At 29.8% G+C, this 19,422-nt stretch carries 19 protein-coding genes; 2 read left to right on the top strand and 17 right to left on the bottom strand.

The window, feature by feature from the left end:
- Window positions 1-36: 36 nt before the first annotated feature.
- Window positions 37-1,212, top strand: a complete 1,176-nt coding sequence (gene ylbJ / locus H8S20_RS06085; RefSeq protein WP_032118127.1) for a sporulation integral membrane protein YlbJ — start codon at window positions 37-39, stop codon at window positions 1,210-1,212.
- Here the strand turns inward: ylbJ and H8S20_RS06080 are convergent.
- The 6 genes from H8S20_RS06080 to H8S20_RS06055 all read right to left on the bottom strand — a co-directional run bounded on the left by H8S20_RS06080 (window position 1,198) and on the right by H8S20_RS06055 (window position 6,958).
- Window positions 1,198-1,734: a hypothetical protein gene (locus H8S20_RS06080; RefSeq protein ID WP_032118126.1), complete on the bottom strand. Its 537-nt coding sequence runs from the start codon at window positions 1,732-1,734 to the stop codon at window positions 1,198-1,200. The two genes, ylbJ and H8S20_RS06080, sit on opposite strands and share 15 nt — an antisense overlap.
- A 1-nt stretch (window position 1,735) precedes the next feature.
- The gene (coaD, locus tag H8S20_RS06075) at window positions 1,736-2,227 is read right to left on the bottom strand and encodes a pantetheine-phosphate adenylyltransferase (protein ID WP_032118125.1); all 492 of its coding nucleotides are present in this window, start codon (window positions 2,225-2,227) and stop codon (window positions 1,736-1,738) included.
- Between the two features lie 12 nt (window positions 2,228-2,239).
- Complete coding sequence (gene rsmD, locus H8S20_RS06070) at window positions 2,240-2,794, bottom strand: 16S rRNA (guanine(966)-N(2))-methyltransferase RsmD (RefSeq protein ID WP_032118124.1); 555 nt, start codon at window positions 2,792-2,794, stop codon at window positions 2,240-2,242.
- Window positions 2,795-2,860: 66 nt separating this feature from the next.
- Window positions 2,861-4,891, bottom strand: a complete 2,031-nt coding sequence (recG, locus tag H8S20_RS06065; RefSeq protein ID WP_186859550.1) for an ATP-dependent DNA helicase RecG — start codon at window positions 4,889-4,891, stop codon at window positions 2,861-2,863.
- A gap of 58 nt (window positions 4,892-4,949) precedes the next feature.
- On the bottom strand, window positions 4,950-6,596 hold the full coding sequence (locus tag H8S20_RS06060; protein WP_032118122.1) for a DAK2 domain-containing protein: 1,647 nt from the start codon (window positions 6,594-6,596) through the stop codon (window positions 4,950-4,952).
- 11 nt (window positions 6,597-6,607) lie between these two features.
- Window positions 6,608-6,958 (bottom strand): Asp23/Gls24 family envelope stress response protein, encoded by a 351-nt coding sequence (locus tag H8S20_RS06055; protein WP_032118121.1) that lies wholly within the window; start codon window positions 6,956-6,958, stop codon window positions 6,608-6,610.
- 217 nt (window positions 6,959-7,175) lie between these two features.
- Here H8S20_RS06055 and rpmB point away from each other — a divergent pair, with 217 nt between their 5' ends.
- A complete protein-coding gene (rpmB, locus tag H8S20_RS06050; protein ID WP_032118120.1) occupies window positions 7,176-7,367 on the top strand; it encodes a 50S ribosomal protein L28 in 192 nt (63 codons plus the stop codon).
- A gap of 276 nt (window positions 7,368-7,643) precedes the next feature.
- On the opposite strand, the gene H8S20_RS06045 is transcribed toward rpmB, so the two are convergent.
- The 11 genes from H8S20_RS06045 to priA form a co-directional block, all read right to left on the bottom strand.
- Complete coding sequence (locus H8S20_RS06045; RefSeq protein WP_032118119.1) at window positions 7,644-8,282, bottom strand: thiamine diphosphokinase; 639 nt, start codon at window positions 8,280-8,282, stop codon at window positions 7,644-7,646.
- 2 nt (window positions 8,283-8,284) lie between these two features.
- On the bottom strand, window positions 8,285-8,932 hold the full coding sequence (gene rpe, locus H8S20_RS06040; RefSeq protein ID WP_186859549.1) for a ribulose-phosphate 3-epimerase: 648 nt from the start codon (window positions 8,930-8,932) through the stop codon (window positions 8,285-8,287).
- The gene (rsgA, locus tag H8S20_RS06035) at window positions 8,932-9,795 is read right to left on the bottom strand and encodes a ribosome small subunit-dependent GTPase A (RefSeq protein WP_186859548.1); all 864 of its coding nucleotides are present in this window, start codon (window positions 9,793-9,795) and stop codon (window positions 8,932-8,934) included. The genes rpe and rsgA overlap by 1 nt, the downstream gene beginning before the upstream one ends.
- Window positions 9,796-9,976: 181 nt before the next feature.
- Entirely contained in the window at window positions 9,977-11,965 is a 1,989-nt protein-coding gene (gene pknB / locus H8S20_RS06030) for a Stk1 family PASTA domain-containing Ser/Thr kinase (protein ID WP_186859547.1), read from the bottom strand.
- A 2-nt stretch (window positions 11,966-11,967) separates the two neighbouring features.
- Window positions 11,968-12,678 carry a Stp1/IreP family PP2C-type Ser/Thr phosphatase gene (locus tag H8S20_RS06025; protein WP_032118116.1) on the bottom strand — a complete coding sequence of 237 codons (711 nt, stop codon included), beginning with the start codon at window positions 12,676-12,678 and terminating at the stop codon, window positions 11,968-11,970.
- Window positions 12,679-12,695: 17 nt separating this feature from the next.
- On the bottom strand, window positions 12,696-13,727 hold the full coding sequence (gene rlmN, locus H8S20_RS06020; protein ID WP_186859546.1) for a dual-specificity RNA methyltransferase RlmN: 1,032 nt from the start codon (window positions 13,725-13,727) through the stop codon (window positions 12,696-12,698).
- Between the two features lie 11 nt (window positions 13,728-13,738).
- On the bottom strand, window positions 13,739-15,055 hold the full coding sequence (rsmB, locus tag H8S20_RS06015; protein WP_032118114.1) for a 16S rRNA (cytosine(967)-C(5))-methyltransferase RsmB: 1,317 nt from the start codon (window positions 15,053-15,055) through the stop codon (window positions 13,739-13,741).
- 10 nt (window positions 15,056-15,065) lie between these two features.
- Window positions 15,066-15,758 carry a zinc metallopeptidase gene (locus H8S20_RS06010; RefSeq protein WP_186859545.1) on the bottom strand — a complete coding sequence of 231 codons (693 nt, stop codon included), beginning with the start codon at window positions 15,756-15,758 and terminating at the stop codon, window positions 15,066-15,068.
- 18 nt (window positions 15,759-15,776) lie between these two features.
- Window positions 15,777-16,703 carry a methionyl-tRNA formyltransferase gene (fmt, locus tag H8S20_RS06005; protein WP_186859544.1) on the bottom strand — a complete coding sequence of 309 codons (927 nt, stop codon included), beginning with the start codon at window positions 16,701-16,703 and terminating at the stop codon, window positions 15,777-15,779.
- A gap of 12 nt (window positions 16,704-16,715) precedes the next feature.
- A complete protein-coding gene (gene def, locus H8S20_RS06000) occupies window positions 16,716-17,159 on the bottom strand; it encodes a peptide deformylase (protein ID WP_186859543.1) in 444 nt (147 codons plus the stop codon).
- Window positions 17,160-17,170: 11 nt separating this feature from the next.
- Window positions 17,171-19,408: a primosomal protein N' gene (gene priA, locus H8S20_RS05995; RefSeq protein ID WP_436231591.1), complete on the bottom strand. Its 2,238-nt coding sequence runs from the start codon at window positions 19,406-19,408 to the stop codon at window positions 17,171-17,173.
- Window positions 19,409-19,422 lie beyond the last annotated feature (14 nt).

Genomic DNA, 19,422 nt, shown 5'->3' with positions numbered 1-19,422 from the left:
TTAGCATATAAATACTATAGATGGGAGGAGTTTTCTATGGTTACTATTATATTCTTATGGCTTCTAATTTTTGTTCTAATATTTGTATTATTGAAACTTCTTAATATAAATAAGAATTATTTTGTAAGCTTTTTAATTTCATTTTCTATTATTCTATTTGTTTTAAATCTTAAAGATTGTATAAATGCATCTTTAGTAGGACTAAATTTAGTTATAAAAACAATATTGCCAACAATATTCCCTTTTTCATTTATATGCAATCTTTTAATTTGCTACGACGGCATATCATTATACTCAAAAATTCTAGGACCTTTAATATGTAAGCCTTTAAAGCTTTCAAAAGGTTCTTCTTTTCCCATAGCTGCTAGTGTTATATGTGGTTATCCATTAGGATGTAAATATTGCTGCGACCTATACTCCTTAGGATATATAGATAAGAAGGAGTTTGAAAGACTATTGAATATAGCTTCAAATGCCAGTCCTATGTTTTTAATAGGTTCTATAGGTGCCACTATGTTTGGAAATACTAAATTAGGCTTTATACTTTTAATAGCAAATTATCTTTCTCCATTAATTATTGGTATTTTTACTATTCCTAGAGGAAAGTTTTCTAAAGAATCAAAAGAAATTTCTTCAGAAATTAAAAAAATTTCAATTGGATCAGCTTTAAAAACATCCATTGAAAATAGTGTAAATACAACATTGCAAGTTGGCGCTTTCGTTATTATTTTTTCAATTATTATAAGCATAATAAAAAACAATGCTTATATAAGCATTGTTTTTAAAAACCTAGAAGAATTTCTAAACATACCTTCTTCTTCTTTATATGGAACCTTACTTGGTAGTATAGAATTTACCAACGGATGCAAACTTATAAGTTCATCTACACTACCATTAATTTTAAAGCTTTCCATAATAAGCTTTATTTGCTCTTTTTCTGGACTATCTGTAATAGCGCAGATAAGTTCTTTTATTGGAGATTTAAATATATCACTATTTAAATACTCATTTTTAAAATTTATTCAAGGAATAGTAAGCTTTATTATTACATTTATAGCATGTATCTTTTTTATAAAAGATACTCCAGTATCAACTTTTCCAATAGAAAGTATTTATATAGATAATAAAATACTCTTTATCGTTTATAGTATATTGATATTATCGTTTATATGTACTTTAATAAGATATAAAAAGAAATTACATGCTTCTTAACTCAGCAATATTTTCTTTTATAATCTTACCAGTGTCACTTAGTCTTTCATCTATTTCTTTAGCAGCTTTTTCAAAAGACTCTTGCATAGCTGTTATAAGTTCAATTTTTTTATTTTCAACTTCTTTATCAAGCTCTAAAAGAATTTCGTTAGAATATTCTCTTGATCCTACTCTAATAGCTTTGGCATCTCTTTGTGCTAAAGCTATTATTTCATTTGCCCTAATTTTAGCCTCTTTAACCAAATCATGATTTTCAACATTCTGCTTCTTAAGTTCAGCACTTTCTCTTCTTGCAACTTCAAATTCCTTTTGAGCTTCTGAAAGTATTCTATCTTTCTCACTCATGACCCACTCTGCTTTTTTTAATTGATCTGGTAAATAATTAATAACTTGATCTATAACTTCCTTAAATTCTTTTTTATCAACCATAACTTTACCTGTAATAGGCATTTTTGCAGAACTATCTAGCATTTCTTGTAGATATTCTAACAAATCAATAATATTTAATTCTAGCTTATTCAAGCTACTCCCCCCCTAAATTTCTTATCTTATTATATACTTCTGTAATTATTTCATCAGGTACTAACCCATTTATTTTCCCACCAAATTTAGCTACCTGTTTTACAGACGATGAACTTAAGTAAGAATACTCTGATGATGTCATCATAAATAATGTTTCGATATTAGGATCTAGTTGAGAGTTCATAAGTGCCATTTGAAATTCATATTCAAAATCAGAAACTGCTCTTAAACCTTTCAAAATTACTTTAGCATTATATTCTTTTGCTAAATCAACTAATAGGCCATTAAAGCAAATTACTTCAACATTCGGCAAGTGCTTAGTTACCTTTTTTATAAGCTCAACTCTTTCTTCAATAGTGAATAATCCTTTTTTATCTATATTTACAAGTACCCCTACTATAAGTCTATCAAATATCTTAGAACCTCTAGTTATAATATCTAAGTGACCATTGGTAATTGGATCAAAGCTCCCTGGATAAATTGCTACTCTCATTATTTTTTATTTTTACTCCTCATATTTATATAAACATATTGTTGTATTACCATACTTTCTACTTTTAATTAAAGAGATCTCTTCATATCCTTTATATATTTCTTCAATAGAATCAATTTTAGTGACTATGATACCATCTTTACTTAATATTTTTTTATCATAAATTATTTTTATCGCCTCTGGAATCATTTCTCTACAATACGGCGGATCTACAAAAATGACATCAAAAAGCTTGTTTCTATCTGATAAATATCTTAAAGCTTCATAAGAATCTTTATTTAGTGCATAGCATGTATCTTCAAATTTAAGGTTTTCAATATTTTGCTTTAGTAAAGAGAATGCATCTTTGCTTCTATCTACTAAATAAACTTCTTTTGCTCCTCTACTAGCAGCTTCTAATCCCAAACTTCCTGTTCCTGCAAAAACATCTACTACCACAGCATCTGGAATATAGTTTTGTATCATACTAAACATTGATTCCTTAACTCTATCTAAAGTAGGTCTTGTTTCCATTGTTGCTGGAGGTATTAATTTACGTCCTCTTGCTTTTCCTGCTATAATTCTCACTCTAATTCCTCCTTTTTTATAACATTTTAATTCTATCATATAATTTTCTACTTAACAATTTATTTATTAGTTAAAGCATATATATTGACTCCATCTATCAAGAGACTCTGCTATTTCATTACAAAGACGAACCTTTTCTGGATTATTAGAATTTAATAATTGTTTCCCCTCTTCCCTTGCACACCTTAAAATTGCTAAATCCTCGTATATATTAGCTAATATCAATCCTTCATCACCACTTTGCCTCATTCCGAACATCTCTCCAGATCCTCTTAATTTCAAATCTTGTTCAGATATATAGAATCCATCAGTTGATGAAGTCATAATCTCCATTCTCCTTTTAGTAACTTCACTTTTAGCTTTTCCAATTAAAATACAATAAGATTCATATTGCCCTCTTCCTACTCTTCCTCTTAATTGGTGCAATTGAGCAAGCCCAAATCTTTCAGCATTTTCAATTATCATAACAGAAGCATTAGGAACATTAACTCCTACTTCAATAACTGTTGTAGAAATAATTACCTTAGTCTCATTTTTCTTAAATCTATTAATTATTTCATCCTTTTCTTTAGGCTTCATTTTACCATGCAATATTTCTACTTCTACATTTCTAAAAATTCCGTCTTTTAACTCTCTATACAACTTTTCTACTGAATTTAATTCCATCTTTTCATCTTCTTCAATCAGTGGACATACAATATATACCTGCCTACCTTTATTAATTTCATCCATAACTAAGGAATATCCTGCAGTTCTATCATTTTCTAAGAAGAATTTTGTTTCAACAGGCTTTCTTCCCGGTGGTAATTTATCAATAACAGATATATCTAAATCAGAATATACATACAAAGCTAATGTTCTCGGTATAGGAGTTGCTGTCATAACCAGTACATCAGGTCTTCTGCCTTTGTTAATAAGTTTATTTCTTTGTTCAACACCAAACCTATGCTGTTCATCTGTTATAGCAAGCCCTAAATTTGCAAACTCTACGTCTTCTTGAATCAAAGCATGGGTCCCTATAACTATCATCGGCGTATCTGTAGCTATAAGCTCTTTTATTCTTCTCTTTTCTTTTTGACTTGTACTTCCTGTCAAAAGCTCAATATGTACATCAAATTGTTCTAATAGCTTTTTAGCTTCTAAATAATGTTGATTAGCCAAAATTTCTGTAGGTACCATCAAAGTAGCTTGATACCCATTTTTAACAACATTAAACATTGCTATAAGTGCAACAACAGTCTTACCACTTCCAACATCTCCTTGAACAAGCCTATTCATAGGAAACTGGCTTTTCTGATCTCTAAGGATTTCTCTAACAACCCTAGTTTGGGCTTCTGTTAAGCTATATGGAAGCGCAGCTTTTAAATCTGCTAATTCATCAACCCAATCAAATTTTATTCCATTTTTACTCTTTAGCTTTCTTTTTAATATAAGTAATTTCATAGAGTAGTTAAATAATTCTTGGAATTTCAATCTTGTTATAGCCTTTTCTAACTCTTCTCTCCCTGATGGAAAGTGAATATTTCTAATTGCAAAATCCAAATCAGTAAGTTTATACTTTTCTATCAATTCTTTAGGAAGATTATCATTAATCTTCAAATCTTCTATACACTGATTTATGAGTTTTATTAATATCTTATCCGTCATATCCCCCTTTAAGCTATACTTAGGTACAATCTCATTTTCTTTAGCAACCTTTACTCCTACGATAGGATTGACTATCTCCAACCTATTACCTAACTTTTTATATTTACCCATTAAGTCATAGTTTTCCCCAATTTTAAAAGAGTTTTTTATAAATCTCTGATTAAACCATTTACCATCAACTACATAGCCTAAATAATCAAATTTGATAGTAGTTATAAACTTTCCTGTTTTTGTTCTCACATCTCTTTCTATACTTACACATCTACATGACAATACTTGCTTCTCTTTATCATCAATTTCATTAAAATCAATATTACTTCTAAGAAATTCATAATCCCTAGGAAAATATAGAAGTAAATCTAATACTGTAAAAATACCACACTTATTTAATTTTTCTCTTAATTTTGGTCCTACCCCCTTTAAGGAACCAATATCTTTACTTACATCCATAACTACACCTCATCTTTATAAGCAAAAAGGCTGTGCATCTGCAACAGCCTTTTTTATATTATTCTACTGACATTATGAAGTAATATAAAGGTTGATCTCCTTTATAACATTGTACATCAAAATCTTCATACTTTTCTTCTAATTCAGCTACAAAATCTTCTATTTTACTTTCGTCTACATCACTACCATAGAAAATAGTTATAAGTTCACTTTCGTCATCTATCATAGATTCTAGTGTTTCCTTAGCAACATCAAAATAGTCTGCTCCAACTTTTTTGATTTTACCTTCAACTAAACCTAACATATTTCCTTCTTTAATTTCGATACCATCCATTTCAGTATCTCTAACTGCATATGTTACAGAGCCTGTCTTAACCATATCAAGAGCTTCCATTAAACTTGCTTCATTTGAATCTACATCTTGCTCAGGGTTAAACATTGTTATACAAGTTATCCCTTGTGGAATACTCTTAGTAGGTATTACTCTAACATCTTTATCAGCTATTTCAGCTGCTTGGTTAGCTGCCATTATTATATTCTTGTTGTTTGGAAGTATGAAAATATGTTCAGCATTTAACTTTGAAATACACTCCATCATATCTTGAGTAGAAGGATTCATTGTTTGACCACCTTCAATAACGTAATCAACACCTAAATCCTTAAGGACATTAGTTATTCCACTTCCCATTGCAACAGATACAAATGCATATTTCTTCATTTCTACTTCTTCAGCTTCAACTTCTTCATTTTTATCTGCTAATAACTCTTCTTTCTCAAGCATTTCTCTATGTTCTTCTCTCATATTATCTATTTTTATCTTAGATAACTCACCTACAGCTACAGCTTTTTCTAAAACTAAACCTGGATTATTAGTATGAATATGTACTTTTATAACATCATCATATCCAACAACTATCATAGAATCACCTAATGACTCAATTTCATCTTGGAAAGCTTTAGCTTTCTTAGCATCTCCTAATATTATAAATTCTGTACAGTATCCAAATTTAATATCTATATCTTTAGCCGAACCTGCTCCAGCACCTGTAACATTGGCATCTTTTACAACTACATCTTTTATTTCAGCTTTTATACCATCTTTAAGTGCATCATACATTCCTTGTAGGATTATATATAATCCCATACCACCTGAGTCAACTACCTTAGCCTTCTTTAAAGCTGGTAAAAGTTCTGGTGTCTTATCAAGCATAACTTTTGATGCATCAACAACAACTTTTAATAAGTCAATCACATCTTGCTTTTCTTCTTTTACAGCAGCTTCAGCAGCAGCTCTTATTACTGAAAGAATAGTACCTTCTGTTGGACGCATTACTGCTTTATATGCAGATTTGCTTCCCTCTAAAAATGCTAAGGCAAGTTCAGTAGAGTCTACATCATTTTTACCTTCCAACCCTTTAGATATTCCTCTAAGAATTTGAGATAAAATAACACCTGAATTCCCTCTAGCACCCATTAAAGCACCTTTAGCTAGCTTTTTAGAAGTTTCCCCTATAGATTCAGAATTTAGATTTTCAATCTCTTTAACTGCCGCTTTAAATGTCATAGACATATTAGTCCCTGTATCTCCATCTGGTACTGGGAAAACATTTAGTGCATTTACAAAGTCGCTTTCCTCTACTAGCCTATTACTAGCATTAACAACCATATTATAAAAATCATGGCCGTTTATTCTTTCATATTTCATTATGTTACCTCCTAGACTCTAACCGCTTGAACGTTTACTGTTACTGAAGCTACACTTAAACCAGTATAATTTTCAACGCTATAACGAACCTTTTGTATTATATTATTTGCTATAACAGAAATTTTAGTTCCGTATTCAACCATAACAAATAATTCTATTTCTAATTTATCTTCATCATTAAATTGCAATTTTACACCTTTACTTAAGTTTTCAACTCTTATTAGTTCCCAAAATCCTTCTGTTGCATTTTTAGAAACCATTCCAACAACACCATAGCACTCCATAGTAGATAAACCTACTATTTTAGCAAGCACTTCCTCAGAGTAACGTATATTTCCAAGATTGTTTATATATCCAACCATATAGAATCCTCCTTATAATTATCCTTATAAAATATTGTATATTAGATAATCCATTAATTCAAGTAAAATTATACTTCTATAGGTTTTCATAAAAAATATTATTGGTATATTTCTATTTTTTTTTATTTTCTCTTGCAAAATATATAGCTTTTATGATAGAATCAATTTTGTCCTATTGAAGAGAATTTATCTTCACATAATAAGGAGGTGTTTTCAAGTGGCAAGAAGATGCGAAGTTTGTAGCAAAGGTGTTGTATCTGGAACTCAGTACTCACACTCACATCGTCAATCTAAGAGAACTTGGGCTCCTAACATAAAGAGAGTAAAGGCTTTAGTTAACGGAACACCAAAAACTGTTCATGTATGTACAAGATGCCTTAGATCTGGTAAGGTTGAAAGAGCAATATAAGTTCAAATAAAAAATGCAATTGATTTATTCAATTGCATTTTTTATTTTTTTAATTTTATAGGTATTATTATATTCCTATGTAGTTACTTCTTCCTTGTAAAAAATTTAATGATAGATGATAAAAATTTTGGTAATTTTATTGCTATTATCTTCACTAGAACCCCTCCTAAAAAAATCACCTTCCCTACATATTCATCTTATGCATTAATAAGGTAATAGGTGATAATTTTTAGGAAATTTTCAAAACAAATCTTTTTTTCTTTTTAGACAATTTATTTAATCTTTTGAATAAATAACCAAAACTTTTCCTGACTCAAACTCTATATACATTTTTTCATCTATAAATTCGTTAGATACAGTCGTAGTATCTCCCATAAATAAATCATAATTTTTTAAATTATATTTTGCATTTATTATATTTAGGTTTTTCACTACATCTCCATAAGCTAAAAATGATATGTACTTATATCTATTATCTCTATTTAGACAAATACTATTGTTAACAATAAAAATTTTATTATTTTCATTTATAATAGTAGCTTTCACATTTCTCTTCAAAGCAATAGTCAATAATCCTAAGTTTCCAAAGGTATGATCTAACCTTGTACCTGTAACCCCTAATAATATAATCTCTCTAGCACCTTCTTCTATAGCTAGATTCAACGCACTATTAGAGTCCGTAAAATCCTTCTCTGGATTAAATTCAATCTTTATCGCGCCACATTGTTTTAGATAGTTAACCTTATCTATATTAGCAGAATCAAAATCTCCTACTATATATTTAGGTACTATATTAGAGTCATATAAAGAGTCGCAACCTTTATCAGCCCCAATGATCAGTTCTGATTCATAAGCTACCTCTTTTAAAAGCCCCGCAGATGGTTTTTCTCCTCCCGAAACTATTAAAGCCTTCATGTTTATCTCCTTCTCAAAGATGAGATATTCTTTTCTATCTCTCCATTTTTAAACACTGCTGAACCAGCAACAATAACATTAGCCCCTGCTTCAATAACATCTGAAACATTTGAAGGGTCAACTCCACCATCAACTTGAATAAGTAAATCTTTATTATATTTTTCACTCATTGCTTTTACTTCTTTTATTTTATCAATAGAATACTTAATAAACTTTTGCCCACCAAATCCAGGATTTACAGACATTATAAGCACCATATCTAATTCACTTATTATATCTTTTAAAACATATGTAGGCGTTCCAGGATTTAGTGCTACAGCAGCTTTAATACCTTTTGATTTTATATACTGTATAGCTCTATCTATATGCTTCTCTGCTTCATAGTGTATAGTAATCAAATCTGCCCCTGCAGCTATAAATTCATCAATATATTTTGATGGTTCTTCAATCATTAGATGAACATCAAAAACTTTATCTGTTCTATTTCTTATAGCTTTAATTATTGGCATCCCAAAACTTATATTAGGTACAAATTTCCCATCCATAACATCTATATGAATGAAATCCGCTCCTGCATTATGAAGCTTTTCTATATCCTCTCCTAAATTTGAAAAATCTGCTGATAATATTGACGGTGCAATTTTTATCATTAATATTTCCTCCCATCCATCTTTTCTTCTAATGTTCTTATATAAAAATCATATCTATATTTATTTATTTTCCCTTCTTCTACAGCTTTTTTTACTGCACAATTAGGTTCTTTATAGTGTAAACATCCTCTAAACTTACATAGATTATTATATTCCTCAAACTCAGGAAAACTATATCTTAAGTCTTCTTTTTCAATAAAATTAACTTCTAATGTTGAGAATCCTGGCGTATCTACTATATATCCTCCTACAACATCAATTAGTTCACTATGTCTAGTTGTGTGTTTTCCTCTTCCTATCTTCTCTGATACTTCGCCAGTTTCCATATGATACTTCTCTGTTAATGTATTAATTAAAGTAGATTTACCTGCTCCTGATGGTCCACATAAAACAGTCTCGTTATTATCTAACTTTTCCCTAAGTTTTTCTACTCCAATACCCTTTTTAGCATTTATATATAGAACTTCATAACCTATATCTACTATTTTTTGCTTTATAGCCACTTTCTCTTCTTCAGATACTAAATCAACTTTATTTAAACATACAATAGCCTCAATATTATTATGTTCGCATAAAATCAAAAATCTGTTTAACAAATCAAAATTTATATCTGGATTTTTAACTGCAAAAACTACAAAAGCTTGAGTAACATTAGCAACAGTAGGTCTAATTAATTGAGATTTTCTTTCAAAAATTTCTTCAATTACACCTTTCCCATTACTAACTTCAATTTCTACATCATCTCCAACCATAGGTTTCATATCCTTATGTCTAAACTTACCTCTGGCTTTACATTCAATAAGTCCTTCTGATGTTTTTACATAGTAAAAACCACCAATTCCCTTTATTATTTTTCCTTTCATATTTCCTCCAAAGAATTTGTTCTCTTATTATAATAAACACCTTTTCATAAAAAATGCAATATATTTAAGCTATTACCTATAAATATAATAAAAATGCCACCTTTATAGTAGTAATTTTTCTTATATTTCTACTACAAAGGTGGCTACCAATTTCTCTTTTTTGCCTTTAAATTTGTTAATATTATTGAGTATTTTGTGTAGTTGTCTCATTGTCCTGTGGAGGATTTTCTGGAGGTGTATCCGTTGGTAATGATTCTATCTTTTGAATTTGTATTTTCACTTGCTCACCATCTTTGATACTTGGAGTAAAAGCAATTACTTTATACTGATTTGTCTCAGCTGATGGAGGTGTACCACCTTCTACTGTATATTTAATATTATTAGAATCTAATGCAACAATTGCATCAGATAACAACATTCCTTCTGATATAAACTGAGTTATATCAGTTGTAGGTTCAACATACTTTCCTACATAAAGCTCAATCGTAGTCCCCTCTTTAACTTCTATATCTTTCACTGGCTGTTCCAATACTTTTCCATTTTCACTTTGTCTATCTGTTTCCTGCTCCATAATATTAACTATAAATTTTTGACTTTCTAAATCTGCTTTTGCATCATTAATATTGTATCCAATATAATTTTTAACTTTAACCAGCTTAACTTCTGGTCCTTTACTTATAGTTACATAAATAGTATCTTCCTTAGCAATTTCAGTTCCAGCCTTAGGATCCTGACTTACATAATAACCTTTTTCAACATTATCATTAAATTCGTAATTTATTTCATATTTAAGCCCTTTAGAATCTAAATATTGTTTAATTACATTTTCTTCATAATCTCTCAAATTTGGCACAGTAACTTTTTCTACTCCACCAGAAACAACAACTTTAATTATAGATCCCTTATTTATCATTGTATCTGCCGCTGGATCACTTCTTAGTATTTCTCCATCTGGTTTATCACTATTTTCAGTTTTTTCTCTTTCAAGTTTTAATCCTAACGCTTCAATTTCCTTTTTTGCTTCATCAAAACTTTTTCCAATTATATTTGGAACTTTAACCTGCTTAACTTCATTTCCACCAATAAAAATAGTTGTAAATACTACTATTACTAATAAAAGAACTGCAATTACGCCTCCTATTATTAATCCTTTACCCTTTTTCTTATTTTTCTTTTTAAAATAATCATCATCAAAATCTTCTTCTTCTTCTTCTTCTTCTTCCATTTTGTTTTGAAGATTTACTTTTTCAACTTTTTTAGGTTTTGGATTTATATCAGTTTTAATAGGACTCATTACAATAGTTCTTCCACCATCATTTTCCGTTGGTGCTTGAATAATTGTCATAGGATTATCTTTTATCTTTTGTAAATCTGCAATCATTTCTTTTGAAGTTTGATATCTCGAAATAGGATCCTTACTAATAGCTTTAAGTATAAAACTATTTAAACTATCAGGTATTGTATCATTTAAAGTTTTAGGGGCAACTGGTTCCTCTTGAATATGTTTTAAAGCAATAGTAACTGGTGATTCTCCATCAAAAGGAAGTTTTGCTGTTACCATTTCATATAATACTATTCCTAAAGAATATAAATCCGTTCTAAAATCAATAAATGTTCCTTTTGCTTGCTCTGGGGATAAATAGTGAGCTGATCCCATAATTGTTGTTGTGTTGGTAATAGTTGATGACGTTGCACTTTTAGCAATACCAAAATCTGTTACTTTAACGTCACCATGCTCAGTTATTAATATATTTTGTGGCTTTACATCTCTGTGAATTATACCATTTCTATGTGCACAATCTAAAGCTTTCGCTACTTGAATTGCTATTGTACTAGCTGTAGACCAACCAATCTTACCATTAGAAACAATTATTTCTTTTAACGTTTTTCCTTCAACTAATTCCATAACAAAATAATCAGTATTATCTTCGTCTTCATGCCCTACATCTAAGACATTAACTATATTCATATCTGATAAATTTGCTATGGCCGTAGCTTCCTTTTTAAACTTTTCAGAGATATCTTTATTATCAGCAAATTCCTTCTTTAGAATCTTCACCGCTACTAATCTATTAAGCTTTTTATCTCTAGCCTTATAAACTACAGCCATTCCACCTTCCCCTATTACTTCTAATAGTTCATATCTATCCCCTAATATCATCCCGATCATCTCTACACCTCTCCTCCAAATAGCAAGACAGTAATATTATCTCTTCCCCCTTGTTCATTCGCTAAAGAAATCAAATCATTAGAAGCATTGTTTAAATCTTTACTATTCTTTATAATATTAAACACTTCTTCTTTAGATACTTCATTAGTTAAACCATCTGAACAAAGTAAAAAGACTTTAAACTTATTCTTATCAATTTTAAATATATCTACTACTACATTTCGTGCAGTACCTAACGCTCTTGTTATTATATTCTTTTTAGGATGATTTCTACCTTCTTCTTCTGTCAAAGAACCTGAATCTATTAGTTCCTGTACTAATGAATGGTCTTTAGTTAACTTAACTATTTCCTTTTCATTTATACCAAAGCAACAACTATCTCCAACATTAGCAATCTCTATTATATCACCTCTCACAAGACAAGCGGTTAGCGTTGTCCCCATACCACCATAACTCTTCTCTTCAATCGAGAGATCATATATTTTTCTATTGGCATATAAAACAGCTTCTTCTAAAGAGTGCTCTAATGAATCTTGCTTATTTATATAGCTAATAACTGATTCTACAGCCATTTTGCTAGCTACTTCACCAGCATTATGTCCTCCCATCCCATCAGCTACTACATAAACCTTATAGCGATTTCCTTCATAAAAATCAGCATAGTCTTCATTTAAACTTCTAACCATCCCTTTATCACTCTTCATACTAACCATACAATAACCCCCTCTTTTTACTTTGCAGACTCTATGTAACTCTTTCTTAGCTGTCCACAAGCAGCATTTATATCTGCACCCATTTCCCTTCTTACAGTAACTTCAATTCCATTACTCTTTAATATCTCTTCAAATTCCTCTATAACCTTTTTGGAAGGTCTCTTTAATGTATTTTCTTTTATTTCATTTACTGGGATTAAATTAACATGACATAGCATACCTTTTAAAATTTTTGCTAGTGATCTAGCATCTTCTTTACCATCATTAACTCCTGATACTAACGAATATTCAAAGGTAATTCTTCTACCTGTTTTATCTATATAATATCTACAAGCATCTAAAATTTCAGTTATACTATACTTATTTGCAATAGGCATAATTTCCTTTCTCTTCTCATCACTAAATGCATGTAATGAAATAGCTAAAGTTATGCTCATCTCTTTATCTGCTAATTCGATTATTTTAGGAACTATCCCACAAGTAGATAATGTTATATGTCTTTGCCCTATATTTAAACCATAATCAGCATTTACTATCTTTAAGAACTTCATAACATTATCAAAGTTATCTAAAGGTTCTCCACTTCCCATAAGAACAATATTTGAAATTCTATCGCCACATATTTTTTTTCCTATAATTACTTGTGATAATATCTCACCACATGTTAAATCTCTCACACGACCACCTAATGTAGAAGCACAGAATTTACATCCCATTCTGCACCCTACTTGTGTTGATATACATATTGAGTTTCCATGCTTATATTGCATTATTACCGACTCTATTATATTCCCATCATTAAATCTTAATAGCATTTTTTTAGTACCATCTAAAGAAGACTCATATACTTCTTCAATTTTAGGTATTCCTATATAAAAGTTATCTTTTAGCTTATGCTTTAAAGAATTGGGAATATTCTTCATATCATCGTAGTTCCATACTTCGTTATATATCCATGAGAAAATCTGCTTTGCTCTAAAAGCACTTTCCCCATTCTCTTTCATCCAACTTTGTAATTCTTCTAATGTAAAATCTAATAAATTTTTCATAGGTTCACCTACTATTTCTTCTTAAGCTTAGCTACAAAGAATCCATCCATATATTGATTTGGTAATATTGTTAAAGAACCATTGTCATTATATATAAAGTTCTCCATATTTCCTAAGAAGATTTTTTCTATTTCTGCATCTTTATATTTATTTAAGAACCAATTTATATTATCTTCATTTTCTTCTTTATTAAGGGTACAAGTAGAGTATACTAAAGTTCCTCCACTCTTTAAGTAATGCCATGCATTATCCATTATTTCTCTTTGAACAGGAACTAATTCTTTAAGGGAATTTCTTGTTTTGTTCCACTTTATTTCTGGTTTCTTTCTTATTATACCAATTCCTGAACATGGTACATCTATTAAAACCGAATCAGCAGAAGCTATTAGTTTACTATTTAATTTTGTTGCATCCATAACATCTACAGTTACATTATTTAATCCTAATCTCTCAACATTTTCAGTTATAAGCGATAACTTATTTTCATGTAAATCAAAAGCTAAAACTTTTCCAGTATTGTTCAATAACTCAGCTATATGAGTTGTCTTTCCACCTGGAGCTGCACATAAATCTAAAACAGTATCTCCATCTTTTACATCTAATAATGGCGCTACAATCATTGCACTTTCATCTTGAACAGTTATATATCCTTCTGAAAATACAGGATTGTTCTCAACTGATTTTCCACCTGAAATTATTATAGCTTCAGGACAAGCATATCCTTCCTCTATGTTATATTCCATTTCTTCAAGTTTGTCATACACTTCATCATAATCAGCTTTATTATTATTTACTCTTACAGTTACCTTCGGAGTCTGATTTAATCCTGATAGGATTTTCTTACCTAAGTTCTCTCCGTATTGCTTATATATCATTCTTATAAACCAATCTTCATATGAATAAATATAAGCTAACTCATTAACCTTTCCACTTTTAACTTCTATATCATCTGGATTTTTAGTATAACTTCTTAATATTCCGTTAACTAACTTAGCATCCTTATCAGATATTTTTTTAGCTAATTCAACAGCCTCATTACAAGCTGCAAACTCCGGAACTTTATCTAAGAAATGCATTTGGTATATTGCAATTCTTAATATATTTAACACTTCTTTATCCATTTCACTTATATCTCTTATAAAATTAGAAATTATCGTATCCAAAGTATTTTTTCTTCTTAATGTTCCATAAACCAATTCTGTTACTAAAGCCTTATCCTTATCAGATAATTCAGATTGGTTTAACTCCTTAGAAAGAACTAAATTTGAATAAGCTCCTTCATTTAATACTCTATTTACTACATTTAGTGCTACTTCTCTACTATTCATACTTTACCTCTTAATCGTTATTTCTATTGCTTAATGCAATTAGTCTTAATAGTTGTGTTATTGACATTAACGCTGCTGCTACATAAGTCATAGCTGCTGCACCTAATACTTTTTTTGCTCCATCTACTTCATTACCTAATAGAATCCCTCTTCCTTCTAGCACCTTTAAAGCTCTACTTGATGCATTAAATTCAACTGGTAATGTAACAAGTTGATAAATAACCGTTGCTGAAAAGAATATAATCCCTACAGTTGTAAGTCCGGGAAGACTTAAAAAAATTCCTAAAATAAATAATATCATAGACATTTGACTTGCAAAATTTACTCCTGTAGCTATTGATGTTCTTAAAACAAGCGGCTTATAATGCTCTTTATGTTGTATTGCATGACCTATTTCATGAGCAGCTATACCTGCTGATGATATTGATGTTCCATAAAATACATCTCTTGATAATCTTACAATTCTACGAGTAGGATCATAATGATCTGATAACTCTCCTCTTGTCTCTACAACTGGTACATCATAAAGACCAGCTTCATCTAACATCATTCTAGCTACTTGCTCACCTGTATAACCATTCATAGTTCTTATAGATTTATAATTTCTATAAGTACTACTTACTTTACTCTGAGCCCATAAAGCTACTAAAATTGCAGGTATTAACATAAGCATAGTTCTATCTGGATAAAATCCGAAAGGCATATTTCCCTCTCCCCTTTTTTATACTAATTTTGTTCCAACTTCAATTTCTTTTCCATTAATATATTGTTCAATAGTTAATGGCTTACCATTTGGAAATTGAATTTTTTTAATTAATATTATTCCATCAGTAGTATTTACTTTCATACCATTTTTATTAACGCTAATAATAGTTCCTGGCTCTTTAGAACTATTTTCACTTAAAACAGTACTTTCATATATCTTCATATTCTCATCTTTGTATGTTGTATGAGCTATAGGCCATGGATTAAGTCCTCTTATTAAGTTATGTATATCTTTAGCTGACTTATTCCAATCAATTTTTCCTGTATCTTTACTTAACATTTTAGCATAACAAGTTTCGCCTTCTTGCTTTATAGGAGTTATTTCTCCTTTTGACATTCCATCAATAGTTTTTATTAAAAGCTCAGCTCCACTTACCATAAGTTTATCGTGTAATTCACCAGCTGTCATATTTTCAGTAATTTCTACTTCATCTTTTAATAGCATATCACCAGTATCTAATCCTACATCCATAAGCATAGTAGTATTTCCAGATACCTTTTCACCATTCACTACTACCCAATTAAGAGGAGCAGCTCCTCTGTACATAGGAAGTAATGATGCATGTAAGTTTATACATCCTATTCTAGGAATATCTAAAACCTCCTTAGTTAATATTTGCCCAAAAGCAACTACTATTATAAAGTCTGGTTTTAATTCTTTTAAATACTCTATAGCTACTCTATCTTCCTTTAGTTTTTCTGGCTGAAAAACTTTTATATCATGCTTTACAGCAACTTCTTTCACTGGTGAAAAAGCCATCTTCTTACCTCTTCCCTTAGGTCTATCAGGTTGCGTAAACACAGCTTCTACTCCATATTCAGATATAATTTTCTCTAAGGAAGGTACAGCAAAATCTGGAGTTCCCATAAATACAATCTTCATTCTTATCTCTCCTTATTTTCTGTAATCTACATATAAAACACCATTTAAGTGATCATTTTCATGAAGTACAGCTCTTGCAAGTAATCCTTCTGCTTCCAAAATAAATTGCTCTCCTTTTTCATTAAAAGCTCTTACTTTAACATAGTTTGGACGTTCAACTTCACAAGACTCACCAGGAACACTTAAACATCCCTCATCATCAAGTTGAGAACCACTAGTCTCTAATATCTCTGGATTAATAAATACCATTAAACCATCCTCATCTCTTATATCAATTACAAATAATCTTTTTAATATACCTACTTGAGGAGCTGCTAATCCAACACCATCAGCTTCATACATTGTTTCAGCCATGTCTTTTATTAAAACTAAATCTCTTGGTGTTATTTCTGTAATCTCTTTACATTTCTTTCTTAATACTTCATCGCCAATTTTTCTTATATTTCTAATTGCCATAATTATACCTCCTAAATTAGACTGTTTGGATTAATATCTATACTTATTCTTATTTCATTATAATTGCTCTTATTATTATCATAAAGTAATTCTTGAATTTTTTTTGCAAATTTTAAATCAAATTCACCTTTTAGAACTATTTGCCACCTAAAATTTTCCTTTATTTTAAAAATCATACATGCTATAGGCCCTAATAATTCAATTCCATTATAATCCTTTAGCAATATACTTATGCTATTAGCTATATTATTCATAAAGTCTTTTAACATATTCTCATCTTTTGAAGTTCCATTTATTAACAAAATTTTTCCAAAAGGTGGATAATTCATTAAAGCTCTCACTGTAAATTCTTTTTCGTAAAAACCTTCATAATCATAATTTTTAGCATACTGTAAGCTATAATGCTCTGGTGTGTATGTCTGTATAACTACTTTACCTTCTTTAACACCTCTTCCTGCTCTACCAGCTACTTGAGTTATTAATTGAAAGGTTCTCTCTGCCGATCTATAATCAGGTATATTAATAGACATATCAGCTGCTAAGATACCTACTAAAGTTACATTGGGAAAATCTAACCCTTTTGAAATCATTTGCGTTCCTATTAAAATATCCCCTTCACCTTTTTTAAAGGCATTATATAACTTCTCATGTGAGTCCTTTGCTCTTGTAGTATCTACATCCATCCTTATAACTTTTGCATCTTTAAAATATTTTTTTATCTCATCTTCAACTCTTTGAGTTCCTGCTCCAAAAAATTTAACATACTTGCTTTCACATTTTGGACACTTATTAGGTTCTCTTTTAGTTTTACCACAATAATGGCATATCAGAAAACCATTTTTATGATATGTCATAGAAATTTCACATTCATCACATTTAAAAACATATCCGCAACTTCTACAGGATACAAAAGTTGAAAAACCTCTTCTATTTAAAAACAAAACTATTTGTTCTTTTTTCTCTAGTGCTTCTTCAATACTTTTAAATAACTTCCTACTAAATAGAGATCTATTCCCTACCTTCAACTCTTCTCTCATATCAACAAGTTCCATTTTAGGCATAGGTTTACCATCAACTCTTTTAGTAATCTCCACTAAATCAATCTCTCCTGAAATTGCTCTATAATAGCTTTCTATAGTAGGTGTTGCTGATCCTAAAACTAATTTTGCACCTTTTTTATTTGCAATATATTCTGCAACTTCTTTAGCTTGATATTTAGGATTTTGTTCCGATTTATATGTATTTTCATGTTCCTCATCTATTATAATAAGACCTAAATTTTTAGCTGGTAAAAATAATGCACTCCTTGCTCCAACGATTACTCTAGCTTTTCCTTCCTTAACTCTGTGCCATTCATCAAATCTTTCACCATCTGAAAGCCTACTATGAAAAAGTGCTACATCCTTTCCAAATCTTCCTTTAAACCTCTCTATCATCTGCGGTGTTAAAGCTATTTCTGGAACTAAAACTATTGATGATTTATCGTTTGTTAATGCATTTTGAACTAACCTCATATATATTTCAGTCTTTCCTGAACCAGTTACCCCTTTTAATAAGAAGATATTTTTATCTGAAGTTAGAATTCTTTCTATAGCATTTTTTTGTTCACCAGTTAATTCTTTATCTTCATCTTTTATATATTCTCTTTCATTATATCTAAAAATAACTTCTTCTAAAGATTTTAACATTCCTTTTTGAAGTAAATTATTAAGTTTATATTGAGATATAGAAAAATTTTTTATTAATTCACTTTTAGAATATTTACCTGAATTTTCTTTTATAATCTTTATGATTTCTTTATATCCTTCAGGATTTTTCATATCACTTAAATCATCTTTAACTAATACTATAACATTCTTAACCTTATTTTTAGCGCCCTTCATAATCCCTACAGGTATTAAAAGCCTAAAGGCATCTATATATTTACAAAGATATTTTTCTTTCAAAAAATAGATCAATTCAATGTCATCTAGGGTAATGATTGGTTCTTCTGTTTCAATTGATAACAATTCCTTCATCTTATAATCAAAACTTACCTCATCCTCTTTTTTTATACCTATTATAAATCCCTCAACTGGTTTATTTCTAAATCCAAAAGGTACTTTTACAATCTGTCCTACCCTTACCTTAGGGTTAAGGCTTTCAGGAATCTTATAAGTAAAAGGTCTATCAATTTCTACAGCCTCGCTATTTAATATTATTTCACCATAAAGAATCAAAAAATCACCCTCATAACTAATATAATACATTTAATTATTATTTA

This window comes from Clostridium hominis (assembly GCF_014287825.1).
Lineage (GTDB): Bacteria > Bacillota > Clostridia > Clostridiales > Clostridiaceae > Clostridium > Clostridium hominis.
The sequence above is the reverse complement of the archived record's forward strand: the minus strand, read 5'-3'. Positions and strand labels throughout refer to the sequence as shown.